The organism is Schleiferilactobacillus perolens DSM 12744, from assembly GCF_001435585.1.
GTDB lineage: Bacteria > Bacillota > Bacilli > Lactobacillales > Lactobacillaceae > Schleiferilactobacillus > Schleiferilactobacillus perolens.
This window is the reverse complement of record NZ_AZEC01000001.1, coordinates 382,284-398,867: the sequence shown is the minus strand read 5'-3', so window position 1 is coordinate 398,867 and position 16,584 is coordinate 382,284. Positions and strand designations below refer to the sequence as shown.

At 46.3% G+C, this 16,584-nt stretch carries 14 protein-coding genes; 1 reads left to right on the top strand and 13 read right to left on the bottom strand.

Annotated elements, in window-relative coordinates; genetic code table 11:
• Positions 1-10 precede the first annotated feature (10 nt).
• From FD09_RS01635 to FD09_RS01625, 3 genes are all read right to left on the bottom strand, one after another.
• Positions 11-910: a carbohydrate ABC transporter permease gene (locus FD09_RS01635; protein WP_057817598.1), complete on the bottom strand. Its 900-nt coding sequence runs from the start codon at positions 908-910 to the stop codon at positions 11-13.
• A gap of 76 nt (positions 911-986) precedes the next feature.
• Positions 987-2,309, bottom strand: a complete 1,323-nt coding sequence (locus FD09_RS01630; protein ID WP_057817596.1) for a carbohydrate ABC transporter substrate-binding protein — start codon at positions 2,307-2,309, stop codon at positions 987-989.
• Positions 2,310-2,410: 101 nt separating this feature from the next.
• On the bottom strand, positions 2,411-3,220 hold the full coding sequence (locus tag FD09_RS01625; RefSeq protein WP_057817594.1) for a helix-turn-helix transcriptional regulator: 810 nt from the start codon (positions 3,218-3,220) through the stop codon (positions 2,411-2,413).
• Between the two features lie 167 nt (positions 3,221-3,387).
• Here FD09_RS01625 and ucpA point away from each other — a divergent pair, with 167 nt between their 5' ends.
• Positions 3,388-4,182, top strand: a complete 795-nt coding sequence (gene ucpA / locus FD09_RS01620; protein WP_057817591.1) for an SDR family oxidoreductase UcpA — start codon at positions 3,388-3,390, stop codon at positions 4,180-4,182.
• 259 nt (positions 4,183-4,441) lie between these two features.
• Here the strand turns inward: ucpA and FD09_RS01615 are convergent, their stop codons facing one another.
• The 10 genes from FD09_RS01615 to FD09_RS01570 form a co-directional block, all read right to left on the bottom strand.
• A complete protein-coding gene (locus FD09_RS01615) occupies positions 4,442-5,653 on the bottom strand; it encodes an ATP-binding protein (RefSeq protein WP_057817589.1) in 1,212 nt (403 codons plus the stop codon).
• 224 nt (positions 5,654-5,877) lie between these two features.
• Positions 5,878-6,549, bottom strand: a complete 672-nt coding sequence (gene pgmB / locus FD09_RS01610; RefSeq protein WP_057817587.1) for a beta-phosphoglucomutase — start codon at positions 6,547-6,549, stop codon at positions 5,878-5,880.
• Positions 6,550-6,561: 12 nt separating this feature from the next.
• Complete coding sequence (locus FD09_RS01605; protein WP_057817585.1) at positions 6,562-7,587, bottom strand: LacI family DNA-binding transcriptional regulator; 1,026 nt, start codon at positions 7,585-7,587, stop codon at positions 6,562-6,564.
• Between the two features lie 21 nt (positions 7,588-7,608).
• Positions 7,609-8,439 (bottom strand): carbohydrate ABC transporter permease, encoded by an 831-nt coding sequence (locus FD09_RS01600; protein WP_057817583.1) that lies wholly within the window; start codon positions 8,437-8,439, stop codon positions 7,609-7,611.
• A gap of 13 nt (positions 8,440-8,452) precedes the next feature.
• Positions 8,453-9,403 (bottom strand): carbohydrate ABC transporter permease, encoded by a 951-nt coding sequence (locus tag FD09_RS01595; protein WP_057817867.1) that lies wholly within the window; start codon positions 9,401-9,403, stop codon positions 8,453-8,455.
• Between the two features lie 143 nt (positions 9,404-9,546).
• Positions 9,547-10,818, bottom strand: a complete 1,272-nt coding sequence (locus tag FD09_RS01590; RefSeq protein ID WP_057817580.1) for a sugar ABC transporter substrate-binding protein — start codon at positions 10,816-10,818, stop codon at positions 9,547-9,549.
• Between the two features lie 16 nt (positions 10,819-10,834).
• On the bottom strand, positions 10,835-13,186 hold the full coding sequence (locus FD09_RS01585) for a glycoside hydrolase family 65 protein (RefSeq protein ID WP_420806832.1): 2,352 nt from the start codon (positions 13,184-13,186) through the stop codon (positions 10,835-10,837).
• A gap of 57 nt (positions 13,187-13,243) precedes the next feature.
• The gene (locus FD09_RS01580) at positions 13,244-13,522 is read right to left on the bottom strand and encodes a hypothetical protein (protein ID WP_057817577.1); all 279 of its coding nucleotides are present in this window, start codon (positions 13,520-13,522) and stop codon (positions 13,244-13,246) included.
• A complete protein-coding gene (locus tag FD09_RS01575; protein WP_057817574.1) occupies positions 13,519-13,935 on the bottom strand; it encodes an RDD family protein in 417 nt (138 codons plus the stop codon). Before FD09_RS01575 ends, FD09_RS01580 begins: the two co-directional genes overlap by 4 nt.
• A 259-nt stretch (positions 13,936-14,194) precedes the next feature.
• On the bottom strand, positions 14,195-16,351 hold the full coding sequence (locus FD09_RS01570) for a glycoside hydrolase family 65 protein (RefSeq protein ID WP_057817572.1): 2,157 nt from the start codon (positions 16,349-16,351) through the stop codon (positions 14,195-14,197).
• Positions 16,352-16,584 lie beyond the last annotated feature (233 nt).

Below are 16,584 nucleotides of genomic sequence, written 5' to 3'. Positions count from 1 at the left end.
TTTTCACCCCTTAGAATTCATAGACATCGCGTTTGGTAATGGCCTGCAAAATTGCGGACAAGGCAAACGAGAAGACGAAGACAACCACCCCGATGGCCATCCCATAGCCATACGCACTATTGGTATTGGCCTGTTTGTACATATAACTGAGGAAGACTTCCGTGGAACCATTCGGTCCGCCACCGGTCATCGCAGTCACCAACAGGAAACTCAAGTTAATGGTAGAAATGACGAAGAAGGTTAACGTGGTCCGAATCGTGTTCCAAGTCAACGGAATCGTGATCGTGAAGAACTGGCGCAAGACACTGGCCCCATCCAACGATGCACTTTCGTACAAGTCTTCAGGAATACTGGCCATGGCTGACATATACATCACCATGTAGTAACCAATGGCTTGCCAGATTAGAGCAAAGGCAACGGAGAAAATAACCAGCTTCTCGTTACCCAGCCATTGCACCCCTTGCCAGGAACTGGCATGGAAAATCCGCAGCACACTATTCAGCAACCCCTGACTCGGATCGTAAATTGCGGAAAAGATTGCCGAGATCACCACGATGGAGAGAATGTTAGGAATATAGAAGATCACTCGGAACAACCCCACCCCGAGGAATTTCACCCGGGTCAAAATCGCTGCAAAGACCAGCGCAAACGCCAACGTGACGACCGTGACTAATACAATTAACAAGATTGTGTTTTGCATGGACCGGATAAAGTTCATATCCTTGGACAGCGTCACAAAGTTGGCGAAACCGATAAACTCCTTATCCGCACTATAGCCGCCCCACCGGAAGAGGGACATTTGAAACACCGACAACACCGGATACAGCATGAAGATGGTCATCAGGATGATCGCCGGTGCGAGGGCGAGAGTAATGAAGACGCTGCGGGTACGCTTGGCGTGTCCATTCATATGGATCGCATCCTTTCAGTTCAGAAAAACCGGCCGGCGCAAAGTAACCGCCGACCGGTTTGAATTACTGCGCCGATTATTCTCTTAATTGATCGGCTGCTTTAACAACATCCTGCTGCCATTGACTAATTGACTTCGTGCCGTTAGTGACAGAAGTAATTTCACCAAACAGTGTGTCGGTCATGTTGACGCCTTCCACTGCTTTCGCATTCTGGAAGGAACCAACCAATACCTTGGCGCCATTGTCATAAACGCTGTAGAACGTCTTTTGTTCGGCATCCAATTGCTTGGTCACATCCTTAACGGGTTGTACTGCGCCGCCCTTTAAGAAGTCTTTAGTGGCTTTGTCAGAATACATAAAGGCGATGAACTTCTTGGCCAATGCTTTGTTCTTGGCTTTCTTTGGTACCCAGATCTGTTCAAAGTAAGTGTAAGCATATTGATCGTCTGCCTTCACCCCAGGAACAGCCATGAAGCCCCACTTGAAGCCCTTCGCTCGGGGTGCATCCTTCATTTCGCTAGTGACCCAAGTCCCGTTAGGCATGAAGACTGCTTTGTTGTCCAAAATCAGTTGTTGGTTCTTCCGGAAGTTTTCGTTGTTGGCGTTGGCGACTGTGGTCTTCGCAGATTGCTTAACCAAGTTGCCCACCAAGTTGAAGTATTGTGTGCCTTCTTTGCCGGCCCATGCATCATGGTTGTAGCCCATGGCGTCGTTAAAGTACTTCTTACCGCCAATATCAGCCAACAGAGAATAGGTCATACTATCCAAATAACCAGTGGTCGGATAAGTGAACAATGCAATGCCCTTTGCTTCAGCCTTCTTGCCCAAAGCCATCAACTCATCCATGGTCTTCGGTACTGCCCAACCGTTATCCTTCAACAATGTCGCATTGTAGAAGAAGCCAGTCGGGGCATAGAACATGGGCATCATGTAAGTCTTGCCATCTGCGTAAGGCTCTGTGGCTAAAGTGCCATCAAAGCCCGGCATCAGGACATCAGAAACTTTCTTCTTCTCGCCCGGAATCGTCATGTCTTTGACGTCACTTAAGTCTTCCATGCCCTTGCTCTTGATCATCGTTTCAGTCAAGGCATCTGGACGGCCAGTGGCCAAATGGACAACATCCGGATAGTCGCCCGCTTTCATCTTAGGCGATACGACAGATTCCAACTTCTTGTCGATTGTTAATTTCACTTTGACGCCTGGATTAGCTGCCCCGAAGTCTTTGACGACAGCCTTCCATGCGGCTGAACCGTAACCACCTTCCAAAGCGGCGACGTTCAGTGTCTTAGAACTACTACTGCTGCTATTTGCACCGCTGCCACTATTGCTCCCACAGGCAGCTAACAATGCAGTGCTGGCGGCCATGACCACGGCCGCTAATAACCAACGTTTCTTCATTACGTTTCCCTCCTCAGGAATGAACAAAATGAAAACCTTTTCAACACCCATAGTGTACCACGGCTTGGAAGCGCTTGATTTTATGGATATTGGCTAAGAGTTTAGGTTTCTTGCAAGGCGTGGGCCGATCGATGGGCCAATTGCCGATACGTGGCTGGCGCGACACCGATTTTACCTTTGAAAATCTGACTAAAGTAGGATTGGGAATCAAACCCGGTAATTTGGGCAATTTGGCCAATGCTGTAATCAGTCGTACGCAATAAATTCATTGCCTCCGCTAACCGCCGCGTACCCACATAATTCATTGGCGTATCCCCAAATGACTCTTTAAAAATTCGAATCAAATGGAATTTATCAATATGGAGCGTGACGCTCAAGTCATCCAAAGTCATGTGTTCCTTAAAGTGATTGTCTAAATAGTCCTTTAACAATTGTGCTTCACGGGGAATTTGTGCTGAATTGGCTGGTAACATCTGCCAGCGATCCCGCGTAATCATAGTCATCACTGCAGTCACCATTAAATTCAACACAATCGCAGAATCTGTCCGGCGCTCAGCGTATTCATGCACCATGGACTTTAGCAATGGTTGCAACTCCCCATGGTCATCGCGATACTGCGCGACTTCGACTGGTCCCCTCCCAAGGTCCGCTAAACGAATTCGATCAACACCAAATACCATGTACTCCAATGGCTGTTGATGTGAAGAATACTCGGTGTGTAACACATAGGGGTTGATGATCACACCGGCCCCTTTGCGCAACGGAATTGTACGATCGGTTAACTGCAGTTCACCTGCCCCATCCGTTGCTAATAGAACTTCTGTGAAGTAGTGCGAGTGCATCGTGCTGTGCCAGTTGTCGATGCCGTAGCGTGATTGTCGTGCATACATAAGAATATATTCTCGATCCAAGGTCTCTCCCTCTCTTCATTTTTCCACGTTGCCACCAATTCCTATTGTAAGCGCTTGTTTAATTTGAAGTCCAGTCGCACGATTATTGCTCACTATTTCCACTTCCAGGAACACGGTCTATGGTATGCTGAATGTGTAGAAAATCACAGCTTTAGGAGGGCTAAATAATGGGATTACTAACAGGTAAAGTGGCTTTAATCACTGGTGCCGCAATGGGAAATGGTAAAGGCATCGCGCAAGTCCTAGCGCGGAAGGGTGCAAAGGTTGCACTGGCGGATATCGCCCCGGAACTGACGACCACTGTCACAGAATTAAACAGCCAAGGTTTGGATGCCTTCGGTGTACACATGGATGTGGCTGATACCGCCAGTGTGCAGGCCGGTGTGGCCAAAGTTCTGGAACATTTTGACACAATTGATTGCTTAGTGAACAACGCAGGGATCATCAAATTAGGCTCGCTGTTGTCCACTAGTGATGCGGACCGCGACCGCCAATTTGCCATTAATATCAATGGTGTGTGGAATGTGACCAAAGCCGTGCTACCCACAATGATCGAGAAAAAAGCCGGTCGTATCTGTAATTTATCCAGCGTCACTGGTGTCATGGTCGCCGATCCCGGCGAATGTGCCTACGCGACAACAAAAGCGGCCATCATGGGCTTCACGAAAGCATGTGCCCGAGAAGTCGCTGAATACGGTATTACCGTGAACGCCATCTTGCCTGGTTACATCCAAACACCAATGGCTGATGACATTGCAAAGCAATCATCCCCGAATGATCCCGGTGCCACGACGACTGGTATTCAAGAGGCTGTGCCATTGGGCAAACGGTTGGGTACGATTGAAGAAGTGGGTAATTTGGCCGCTTTCTTAGTCAGCGACGAATCATCTTATATCACTGGTACACCTGTGGTTATCGATGGTGGGAGCACTCTGCCAGAGACAGTCTCGGTCGGCGGTTAAAACAAATCGCTAACACTTATTTGAGCACTAATGTTATACTATGAGCAAGGGAGTAATCACCCTTTTTCCTATCCTCTTTAGTCCGTGCCCTTTCAACCCTGCCGGTTTCGGCGGGGCTTTTTTATTCTTGCGGACGAATGCAACGTAATGCATTTTGAGGATGTTTTTCGGTCAAAATGCATTATGCTGCATTTTAACTAATTATCCCGAGCAAAAAAGCAGCCCCACATCAATCAATGGTGTGGAACTGCTGATTAACCTATTCACCAATCTGATCCCCGTCATCCAACAACCAATCAACCACATTAATGATTGGAATGCCCGCCACGCTATCAAATTCATAATGTTGTTGGGTAATCACGATTTTTCGGTAATTGTCTTTAATCATCAACAAATTATCCGTTTCATGGGTGTTTTCCGGCAACGCGTAAGTCACTTGCACATACATGACTTGATCAATTTTTCGTGCAACAAAATCGATTTCTTTACTGTCTAGCTTACCGACAGAAAGCCGATATCCTCGCCGCAACAATTCAATGAACACAATGTTTTCCAATTGATTGCTGTAATTACCCTCGCGACGTCCCACCGCCGATCGGCGTAATCCAGGATCAATAATAAAATATTTGCCCGCCGTTCGCAGATACTGTTTACCGCGCAAATCATATTGCCGAACTCGGGAAAACAGGAATGCATCTTCCAGCAAAGTGAGATACCGATTAATTGTGTGGGGACTGACATCGACACCACTACTCTTTAGGATATTTGAAATCTTAGTCGGTTGAATCAGTTGGCCTGTATTGTCGGCGAGAAAGCCCACCAATGTGCGTAACACGCTAGGATCGCGAACGCCACCCCGCATTGAAACATCGTTTAACAGTACCGCATCATAAATTCCTTGCAACACTTGGTCTTTAACTGCGTCATTTGCCAATACGACTGCTGGAAAGCCACCAAACTGCTCATATTCGCGAAAGGCGCGATCAACTTGCCGTGAATCTGGAGAGATTTCTTTAGCTGTTAAAAACTCCCGAAAAGAAAGTGGGTATATCGGGATCTCAACATAACGTCCGCTCAAGAGCGTGGCCAGTTCTCCCGATAACATCTTAGCGTTAGAGCCAGTCACGACAATATCACAATCAAAGCTGACACGGACACCATTAACCACTCGTTGCCAGCCCTCCACATTTTGAATTTCATCGAGCAAGATGTACGTATGCTGATTTCGCTTTAGTTTTTGTTCAAACAATTGATGCAACTGTTGCTCCGTCCGCACCAACTCCATGTCAAAGTCTTCAAAGTTGACATACACAATTTGGTCATCAGCGACGCCATTTTGCTGCAACCAATTACGGTATAACATTAGTAAGACTGATTTCCCCGATCGTCGAACTCCCGTAATCACTTTAACCAGATCAGTATCACGAAGCTTGATGAGTTGATTTAAATATGTCGGTCGATTGATTAGCATCGCATTCCCTCCTAGATGCATTATACTGCATTCTGGCCCTTATTATCCATAAAAATGCATCATAATGTAGCTTTCTGTATTTTTTACGCCAAAATGCAGTATAATACATTTTTACGAAAATTTCTTTTGAAAATGCACTACAATGCATTTTCAAAATTCCCATTATGTACAAAAAAAGGCAGCATTGCTGAAAAACGCTCAACAATACTGCCAATGAAACACAATCAGTGACGAATCCTATCAAATGCCCGTTCAATAGCGGTTAACGAAATATCACCAGTCTGGTCAAAATTGATATCTGCAGCGGGTAATTTACTCTTCGGCCCAATCCCGACCGCAAACATTCCCGCCGCCTTGATGCCAGCAATGCCCGCCGTGGCATCTTCCAGTCCAACAGTTTCAGCATACGGCGTGCCAATCAGATCGGCCGCCTTCTCAAAAATCTCTGGATCCGGTTTACCGTGATGCAGCGTGCCTGGATCCACAATCTTATCCAAAATGTAGCTCAATCCCAGTCGCTCAATAATCACCGGGGCGTTAAAGGAAGCTGACGCGACACTGATTGGGTAATCATTCTGTTGCAGATCAGTCAAAAAGTCGTTGATTCCCGGTAAAATGTCGGCTGCAGTCATATGACTGATTAACTTTTTGTACAGATCATTTTTCTCTGTGGCCAAAGCCACCTTTTGTTCTTGGGTATAATCCTGTTCTTTACCGCCGGCCCGTAAAATCACATCCAAAGAGTCCATTCGGCTGACACCTTTCAAATGCTCGTTCAGCTCCGGTGTGACCACAATGTTCAATTCTTTAGCCGCCATCTCTTTCCATGCTTGGAAATGGTACTTAGCGGTATCCGTAATGACGCCATCCAGGTCAAAAACAAATCCTTTTATCATGTGTTCAATTCCTCAATTTTCTTTTGATATAGCGGTACTATCCCGCTCCATAATTTCATAAGGGACAAAGATTCGCTTTGGTTCGCTTTTCTTCATCCCACGCATCATTTTATTTAACAGATGGCACGATTGCTGGCCAATCAGCTCCATGTGTTGTTCAACCGAACTTAAAGTGGGCGTCATATATTGGCCGATGATCAAATCATCAAAGCCAATGAGCTGAATATCCTCAGGTACGCGAATCTTTTGTTTGCGCAAATACTCTAAAATGGCGATGGCCATTGAGTCAGAGGCACAAACCAAACCATCCACACTAGGATGCTCACGTAATAATCGCTGCACCTTAGCCACGGCAATTTCTTGATCAAAGTTGGCATACTGCACAGTATAGTCTTTAGGCGTACGACCAAAACTGGACAATGCCAGTTTGAATCCTGCTTCCCGCTGAATACTCACCTGCGCATTGATCGAACCATTGATCATCACCGGATCTTGCACACCGTTACGCAGCAGTACTTGGGTCGCCTCATTTTCAGCTTGGACATTATCAATCGATACAGTCCCAATACTGGGATCGCCCCGATCTAAATCGACTAAAACGACCGGTACAGAGGACTTAGCGATTTCCTCAAAATACGGATCTGTGGTTTTCAGTCCTTGAATAATCGCACCAGTGATATTTCGTTCCTGGCAAAATTGATCAAAGGACTTTTCGTGCTGCTGTTTAGTCGTTGTCAAATATAACACGAATTGCATGCCGTGATCGTCCGCATAACGATAGACCCCTGACATCATTTCCATGGAGATACTATTTTCTTTAGATGACAGCAGGTCACTGAGAATAAGGGCCACGACTTGCATTGACTTAGAAGAGAGCGTTCTAGCGGCAACGTTGGGCACATAACCCATTTTTTGAGCAATCGTAATCACGCGCTCCCGTGTTTTCTGACTAATATCGGGATAGTTATTGAACACCCGCGATACTGTCCCATTCGAAGCTCCGGCTGCTCGTGCGACATCACGTATCGTTACTGCCATCTGTTACGCCCCTTTTATTCGCTATTTTTCGTTGTCCATGCGCACCCCCTGTAAGAAGTACTTGTTGAAGATAATATACAGGATCACGATTGGCAAGATCGAAATGACGCTGGCAGCCATGGAATGATCCCAGCGGACCCCCGCCTGCTGGTTGGTAAACGACTGCAACCCAAGTGTCAGAGTATATTTTGAAGGCGTCGTAATATACAGCATGGGTTGCATGAAGTTATTCCAGAAGCCCATGAAAGTGAAAATGGCCTGCGTGGCAATTGATGGCCGAGCCAACGGAAAGACAATCCGGAAAAACACTTGGATTCGGCCCAGACCATCGATTTCCGCCGCCTCTTCCACGTCTTTCGGGAAAGACAAGAAGAACTGGCGCATCATGAAAATGTTGCCGATATTAATGGCAGAAGGCAAAATCAATGAGCTGTATGAATCCAGCATGCCTAAATTCATCAAAATCAGGTAATTTGGAATCAGCAGCACCTGCGTCGGGATCATCATTAAAGATAACATACCGTAATAAATACGTTGACGCCCCGGGAAACTTAATCGCGCAAGTGCGTAGCCAGCCATCGTGTTCAGGAAAATATTAATGACTGTCCCCACAGTGGAAACAAAAACTGAGTTCATAAACCACCGCGGAAATTGCGCCGATGTGCCCATCATATACTGGTAGTTCGCAAAAGTGAACTGTTTTGGCCACAGGCTCATATTGCCGCTCACGATCTCTTTCAATGGTTCAAACGATGCTGAAATCGCCCATAAGAAGGGATATAACGTCAGCAGCGCATAAATCGTCATCACCACATAGAGGATGATTTTGCCAATGGATGTATGTTTGTGCATCTTTTATCCCTCCTTAATTATTGGCTAAGCCATTGCCGCCATTTAGCTTCTCAGCCAAGCGAGCAACCACATAGATGACCACTGCTAAGAACAACGCTAACGCACAGGCATAGCCCATCGTGTTCATCTGGCCAAAAGCATATTGATAAACCATTAACGCTACCGTCAGTGTTGAATTGTCTGGGCCACCGGACCCATTGGAAAAGATATAGGCTTGGTCAAACATCTGGAATGTGCCGATAATCCCCATTAACAGCACATATGTTGTGATTGGCCGTAAATATGGTATGGTGATACTCCTCAGTTTTTGCCAGGCATTGGCGCCATCCATTTCTGCCGCTTCATATAATGAATCTGGCAGGTCCACTAGCGACGCCAAGTACACTGTCATGAAGTTGGGCACCGTGGACCAAATATTCATGACCATAATGACTTTCAATGCGTATTGCGGTTCTTGTAAGAAATTGATTGGTTTCGTTAACCAACCAGCGCCCGTGAGAAATCCATTAACCGGCCCATTAACGTTAAAGATAAACATGAAAATCAAAGTCAACGCTGCACTGGATGTCAATGTGGGTAAGAAATAAATCAATCGGAATAACTTCTTAAAACGGATGCCTTTTGAACTTAACGCATAAGCAATGATCAGTGCTAATACCGTTTGACAGGGCACAACCACTAATGAAAATAGGCTGGTATTCTTCAATGCTGTGAGTGCAATGTTATCCTTGAAAATTTCCGCATAATTCTGTAAACCGCGAAAAGTATACTGATTGTTGTACATGTTGACCTTGTTAAAAGACATATACAGCGCAAATACAAATGCGGCAATGAAGAAAACCAGAATGACCAGAAACGCTGGGGCTAGAAAGCTATATGCTTGAATGGCATCAGCGCGATGCCGGTCAAACTTTTTCTTGGGTCGAGTGGGTTTACCTCCTGCAACAGTTTCTTTTTCCATCATAATTTTCGATCCTCCATTAATGAAAACAGCGCCAGTCATTTGCATATCAGTTGGGCGGCCATTGGTGTAACCATTCCAGTCGTGCGGGACGCTCACACCAATGGCCCCCAGCCTTGCTGGGCCAGGCGCCATTGATTAATTCTTTACTTGGCTTTGTCAATTGCTGCGTTAGCTTGTTTATCCGCTGATTCCAAGGCACTCTTCAATGGTGTCTTGCCGGTTAAACCTTTGCCGACGAAGTTTTGGTAAGAGGTGTTGATGGTGGTTAAGGTGGTCCCTGCTTGCCATACAGTGGAATACTTGTTGGCATCCAAGTGCACCTTCAATGAGGCATTGTCATCCAACTTGGCATCCGTTGCGACATCTGGCCGGCTTGGTAAGGTGCCTGTCGTCTCAATGTACTTCTTCATTGTAGCGACAGAAGAAACGTACTTGATCCATTCATTGGCCAGCGGCTTCACTTTAGACTGCGCATATTCGCCCCAGCCGACAGTGAAGATCATGCCGCCTTGCTTGCCTTCCCAACTGAGCATCGGTAACACCGTGAAGTTAGTCTTGTATTGTTTCTTTTGCACTGGATAAGTCCAGTTACCTTCTTCCATCATGGCCACTTTGCCAGCACCGAATGCCGTCCCGTTATCGCCTTGACCGATTTCTTTAGGTGTGACTGCAGCACCAGTCGCTACCAGCTGCTTATACAGATCTAGATTCTTAACGACCTGATCACTAGCTAAATTAGCCTTGCCCGACTTGGTGATCGGTTGACCGCCATTGCGTTCCATGATGTACAGGTTACGGGCCATATCCTGGTTGTAAGCCATGGCGTGCACTTTACCTTTACCATAAGCGGTATCCAATTTAGCTTGGAAACTGGGCAGCCACTTGATCATATCCTCATAAGTCTTGGGTACATCATTAATATTGGTATTAGTCTTCTTCAGCATGTCGTTGTTGACATACAGCGCCAATGTCGAAGTATCCTTCGGTGCACCATAGACCTTGCCATTGGTGCTAAAGGCTTTAATCAAAGCCGGATAGAAGTTGCTTGTCTTAACTGTTTTGCTATCCAACGGTTGTAAAACACCTTGCTTCTGGAAAAATGGGTACATTGCTGAATCCATGTACCAGACATCGGGTGCTTTATGTCCCGCTAAATCAGCTTGAATCTGGGTGTTAAAGTCGGTATAAACCTTCTCTGTTACCCTCGCACCCGTCTTCTTTTCAAAGCCCTTAATCAGGTCGTTCATTCCTTGCTTTTCTTGGTCAGAACCGATCCAAACCCCAATCTTGAGGTTCTGTCCTTTGTAACTGCCACTCCCAGATGATGATGCGGTGTTACCGCCGCCACAGGCCGCCATCGTTAATCCTGCCAACGCGATTGTGGCGACTGCCATCAATTTCTTCCCTAACTTCATTTTGAAATCCTCCATTTCATTGTGGTGCTGTTTGTTTGAGACCAATGGTTAATGTATCGTCAACGGAATACTCTTTTCCTTCATGCTCGAAGTGTACTGGTGCTGTACCGGTCAAGTTCTTGATGATGAGTTGATCTTGTGTTTCATGAATGTGTAACTCCTGTTGATGCCACCAGATTCGGAAATCAAGTGAGCGCCATTTCTCCGGTAGATTTGGATTAATCCGTAACTGACCCGCCAAATACCGCACACCGCCGAAGCCAAAGATCACCATGTTCCAAATCCCCCCGATTGATGCCGCATGAATGCCCTCATCACTGCTCTTCATGTTCGGTCCAAGATCAATCAAGCGTGCTCGCTCATAGAAATCTTCTGCCTGGTCTTTGAGTCCCAAATCCGCGGCAAAAATCGTATGGGTCAACATCGAGAGTGACGAATCGTGGGTCGTCTTTGGTTCGTAGTAATCCCAGTTGGCATGCTTCACTTGGGCGGGGAACTGCTTTTCAAACAGATACAGCAGCAAGATAACATCCGCTTGTTTGGTGATCTGCATGTCGTTCACCTGATCCAGATTAAAGTGGTCGAATAGTGCACCCACATCATTGCCATCCAGATATGGTTTCAGATCCAGCACTTGCTTAGATAGATACGCATCATCTTCCGGAATGACCCCGGCAGTATTAGGCTGCGGTAAATATAATTTAGCCAACCGATCCGTCAGATCCTGCCGTAAGGACACCAGATCCATCTTCCGATCATAGCGGTCGTAAATCAGTGGTTCTTCCTGCTTCAACCGATCAATCAGATTCAGTGCCAGCTGCATATTCCAGTGGGCCATGTAATTTGTGAAGGCATTGTTGTCCGCATGTTCTTTGTATTCATCTGGGCCAATGACATCACAAATCTCGTATTGCTGCTTGTCTTCGTGCCACTCAACCCGGCTTGTCCAAAAACGAGCCGTATCTAGAATTACTTCATAGCCAAAATGTTCAGCAAATTGGTGGTCTTGGGTAGCGTTCATATATTCGTTCATGCCGTATGCCACATCGGCGGTAATGTGTTGCTCAATGAACCCGGACCAAATTTTGGTGGCTTTGCCGGTAATGATGTCTGCCGCTCCCCAGACTGGCGTGCTTTCGCCATCATCAATCCAGGCCGATTCCCAAGGATATTGGGCGCCCTTGAAACCATTAGCAGCGGCTTTGCGCCGAGCCCCGCCCAGACCAAGGTAACGGTATTTCACCAGTTTTCTCGCCGCATCAGGAAAATTAAAGATGAAATACGGCAGGATAAACATTTCTGTATCCCAGAAAGTGTGGCCCTTGTACCCTTCACCAGTGAGACCCTTTGCGCCCACATTCATGCGCTCATCATGAGCTGGTGTCATTGTGTGCAAATGATACCGGGCAAAATTCAGTGATAATTGATCCATGTTGTCAGGGGAGTCAATGGTAATCGGCATCTTCTCCCAAACTTTTTGTTGCCACGCGCTAATCGAGGCCTGGAGATTATTTTGATAGCCATCGCGCATTAACTGATCGACCCGTTGCAATCCGTTTTGCTGTAGGCTTTCTTTGTCGGGATATAATACGTCGTTGTCCCGTGACGTGAAAATCGCCGCATTTTTTTCGAAGACGAGAGACTCACCGGGGGCTAGACGAATCGTGAATTCCTGCAATAGCTGGCGGCGGGGCATGAGGGTCCGTGTTTTTACGATTTCACTGTTTTTGCCAACCATGACATTTTGTCCAGCGGTAATGACAAACAGAATGTTGGATTGATTGGTTTTGGCGACATATTGCAAAACCTTGCCCTCATACTGCCGCTTCTCCCAATCATTAAAGTGTTGGCTGCCTGAGTTGCTTTGCTGGCCATCAATGCCGCTTTGAAAAACCAGCGGCAAATCCGCAGAACCATCATTTGTAATCGTAATTTGAGATCCCAGAACGTGCCGATCATGGAACGAAACGAACCGGCTTGAATGAAAATTCAATTGGCGATCGTCAAACTGCCACTTAAACTGCCTGGTCAATTCCCCTGTTTGCAGGTTTAGTGTCCGCTGATAATCTGTGACGCAGCCGGTATTGAGATCCAGCGGCTGATCATGGACCCGCAATCGCAGTTGAAAGACATCAGGCACGTTGGGCAGCTCAGTCACCTCATCCGCATCGAATTTATCGAAGGTGCCATTGATGAAAGTATCTCGTTTTTCACCCACATAGTGCTCTTCGGTCGCTGCTCGACTGCCCATGTAGCCGTTCCCCAAGGCAAAAATTGTTTCATACTTTCCCAAGTTGCGGCTGTCGAAACTGGCCTCCCTCACTTCCCACGGATTATTTGCATATTGGATTGTTGATGCCAAAATCACTTACCTCCCAAAATATTAATCGCTTTCCAAAAACGTTTTTGGAAAAGTCTAAAAAAATTAACGTCCATAAAAGTAATGGTTGGATCGAAATACTAGAACAAAGATCCCAGCCAGATAGATGCCAACGATTAGAATCACTTGGATGTGAAGCAACAAACCGACACCCAGCAATGGTAAGAAGAACACTGCATACGACTTAATCAATCGTTTCGGATCATAATCGTTGCGAAAATGGTACGCCAGCACATAGATTGCCACAATTGTTAGGATTAGCAGCAGTGCCAATGCTCCGGTCGAGATCTTGGATAATGGACTATTCGAAATCGCTTGATTCATGGCTTAATCACCCGCCCATTCGGATTGATCACAACTGCAGTTTGGCCGATGTAGTCTTCCAGCATCTTGCCAGTCACTAAACACACCAGTAAATTGATCCCAATCAGCGGCACTCCGATGATTGGCGTGAAATATAGCAACTTGGCAACTTCCCGCATACCCGCAAAAAAAGTGCGCTGACTCATCAATTGGCTCGTATCGACACGTAGTCGAGCAAAGTATTTCCCAATCGTTTGGCCATGGAAACCGGTCACTGCCACAATGTTATAAAGAACAAATACTGCTTGCGCCATGAGATCGGCGTAGCGAATTTGATGCACTAAAAATGTGTTAAACAGCACGACACTCGGAACATAAATGATAATCACATCAATAACCGCTGCCAATGCTCTCACAATGGTGTACCGCTTCATTCGTTGATCCTCCTCTCTTGCAAATGCTTACATTTGTTAGTATACTACAAAAACGTTTTCGGTCAACGTTCTTTTTTAAAAATTTTAGTAACTGCTTTCTTCAGATTCCACCTCACGGTGAACACCGTTGCCGTCGACTAGTAGTTCCGACTACTGCGGCCTACAGTCCCCTGAGTTAGCGCCCATGCCGGGCGCACAAATAAAAACAGCATTTGCAATCGCAAATGCTGCCCATCAATAATACTGTCAAAATTTGGGACTACTGCGCTGCAATTTTCTGTTGCACGCCATCAATCGTAATATCCAGTGGATCACCAGCTAACACAGTCACTTCAGTTCCAAAATGGGACATCGAAACTTGCAATTGTCGTCCCTGATACTGGCACTTAAACGCCAATTTTTCCCAATTTTCCGGTAGATGATTAGTAATTGTCAAATTATCTGCCGTGTAGTGCAGCCCGGCAAACCCGGTGACAATGCTAAGCCAGCTACCCCCAAGATTGGCCAGATGGAGTCCATCGGCGGTGTTTCCCTGTAAATCCGTTAAATCCATTCGCGCCGTATCCATAAAGTATGAGTAAGCTTTCGCCCCCATACCTAAGCGTGCTGCCAACGCGCTAAAGATTGCCCGCGATAATGAGGAATCGTGCGTGGTGACTGATTCATAATAATCATATTCCCGTTGCAATTGGTCAGTCGGCACATCGTCAAAGAACAAGTAATCCGCCAGTAACGTGTCCGCCTGTTTATTCACTTGGTGCCGATAGATCATCAGTGGATGATAGTGCAGCAGCAACGGATAATTTTCCTTCGGTGTTTCTGCAAACGGCCATACCGGCTTATCGAAGAAGCTGTCATCTTGCGCGTTGATCTGATGTTCCTGGTTGTATGGCAGATAAATGTTATCGGCGATGATTTCAAAATCGGCCTGTTCTTTTTCACTAACCGAAACTGGTAATGCCTGACCAGCGTCTTGGAATGCCTTGATCAATTGTCCCACTAATTCCAAGTTGTGCTGAGCCATCCGGTTGGTGTAGTAATTATTGTCCACCAGTGCCGTGTATTCGTCTGGCCCGGTGACATCGAAGAAACCGAAGACCTTTTTGCCGTCTTTGATAAACCAAGAACCAAAATTGGCCCAGAAACGAGCGGTTTCAACAATCATTTCAAAGCCCATCTTGGTTATAAAGTCCAAATCACCAGTGGCGGCGTAATATTGGCCAATCCCATAAGCAATATCGGCATCAATATGATATTGAGCCGTACCGGCAGGGTAATACGCGCTGGCTTCTTCGCCGTTAATCGTCCGCCAAGCAAACAAGGCACCATTCGTCACACCCAGCGTGCGGGCCCGTTCTTTGGCCTGGGGCAAGATGTGATAGCGATAAGCCAACAGCTGCTTGGCAATTGTCGGTTGAGTCAAGATGAAATACGGCAGCATGTACATTTCCGTATCCCAGAAGTAATGACCTTCATAGCCCACACCGCTGACACCTTTGGCAGAAATGTTAGTGTGCCCATCCCGGCCAGCAGAACTATTCAATTGAAAAATGTTGTAGTGGATACCCTGCGCAAGCGGTTTGTCACCAGTAATGTCCACTGTGCCTTGAGCCCAAACTTGCTGCCAATATTGTTGTCCATCTTCTGCGACTGTCCCTAAATCTGGCGGCAGTACCAAGGTTGGATAATCACCATCAGCATTGCCCACAGGCCCCACCTCAGCCCCCACAAAGAACTCCGTCGCTTGATTCTGTGTCAAGTCTAAAGTAGTTGTTTCCGGGACAGAGAGGGCCATTTGAACACGTAAATGCGTACTGGCAGTCGTAATCTGGATAGCTTGGCCTTGATCAACCGCCATATCGTCAATCTGTAATGATTGAACAGCGCGAGCCTTACGCGGATCATCGTCTGTCACAGCAGCTTGGTAAAAGGCCAGCTTTTTAGTTACGGTGATTTTTCCCGAGAAGCTAAGTGGGGTAAAAGTATACTGCAATGCAGCGACGTTCTGGTTTGTTTGACCAATCGCTTCGGTCAATTGCAAATGCAGCCGTTTGCCATCCAGCGTGGCTAAAATCATCTCAGTGGTCAACAATCCTGTGTGTAAATCCAATTCCTGACTGACTAGTTTCTGAGTGGTAAAAGCAGCCCCCGCTTCATCAGTGACTGTGACTGCACGTAAATCGGGTAAATTGATAATGGTTTGATGGTTTTTGGCATATCCATACGCCGATTCGCCATAGGTGATTGGTGCTGTTTCAAAGAAGCCGTTCACGATGGTGCCACCAGTTGCGCTATGACTCAACGGATCACTGGCACGAATACCAAAATGCCCGTTGCCAATACTAAAGACCGTTTCTAGATTGGCCGGTGCATGGTTGTTGATATCCGGTAATGCAATGACAAATGGATCGTGCATGGTAAGATTTCCTCCTTCTTGGGACCGCTTCAACTACCTGGCATTGTAAGCATGGAATTTGAAAGCTGTCAACGTGAAGTATCTGCCCCTCTTTGTCATTAATCGGTTGGTCAAATCTGATTTTTCTTAATATTTTCGTTGTGCCACTGAAATAGAACTGCCTGTTTCAAAGCTTTCATGGCAGTTTCAAAAACTGTAACATAACAATTCCACGTAAACATTTGCGTAAATCT

Coding starts and splice junctions, on each gene's coding strand:
- FD09_RS01595 (WP_057817867.1), bottom strand. CDS start 9,403: ATGATGGAAAAAGAAACTGTTGCAGGAGGTAAACCCACTCGACCCAAG.
- ucpA (WP_057817591.1), top strand. CDS start 3,388: ATGGGATTACTAACAGGTAAAGTGGCTTTAATCACTGGTGCCGCAATG.
- pgmB (WP_057817587.1), bottom strand. CDS start 6,549: ATGATAAAAGGATTTGTTTTTGACCTGGATGGCGTCATTACGGATACC.
- FD09_RS01570 (WP_057817572.1), bottom strand. CDS start 16,351: ATGCACGATCCATTTGTCATTGCATTACCGGATATCAACAACCATGCA.
- FD09_RS01590 (WP_057817580.1), bottom strand. CDS start 10,818: ATGAAGTTAGGGAAGAAATTGATGGCAGTCGCCACAATCGCGTTGGCA.
- FD09_RS01615 (WP_057817589.1), bottom strand. CDS start 5,653: ATGCTAATCAATCGACCGACATATTTAAATCAACTCATCAAGCTTCGT.
- FD09_RS01600 (WP_057817583.1), bottom strand. CDS start 8,439: ATGCACAAACATACATCCATTGGCAAAATCATCCTCTATGTGGTGATG.
- FD09_RS01575 (WP_057817574.1), bottom strand. CDS start 13,935: ATGAAGCGGTACACCATTGTGAGAGCATTGGCAGCGGTTATTGATGTG.
- FD09_RS01630 (WP_057817596.1), bottom strand. CDS start 2,309: ATGAAGAAACGTTGGTTATTAGCGGCCGTGGTCATGGCCGCCAGCACT.
- FD09_RS01635 (WP_057817598.1), bottom strand. CDS start 910: ATGAATGGACACGCCAAGCGTACCCGCAGCGTCTTCATTACTCTCGCC.
- FD09_RS01580 (WP_057817577.1), bottom strand. CDS start 13,522: ATGAATCAAGCGATTTCGAATAGTCCATTATCCAAGATCTCGACCGGA.
- FD09_RS01605 (WP_057817585.1), bottom strand. CDS start 7,587: ATGGCAGTAACGATACGTGATGTCGCACGAGCAGCCGGAGCTTCGAAT.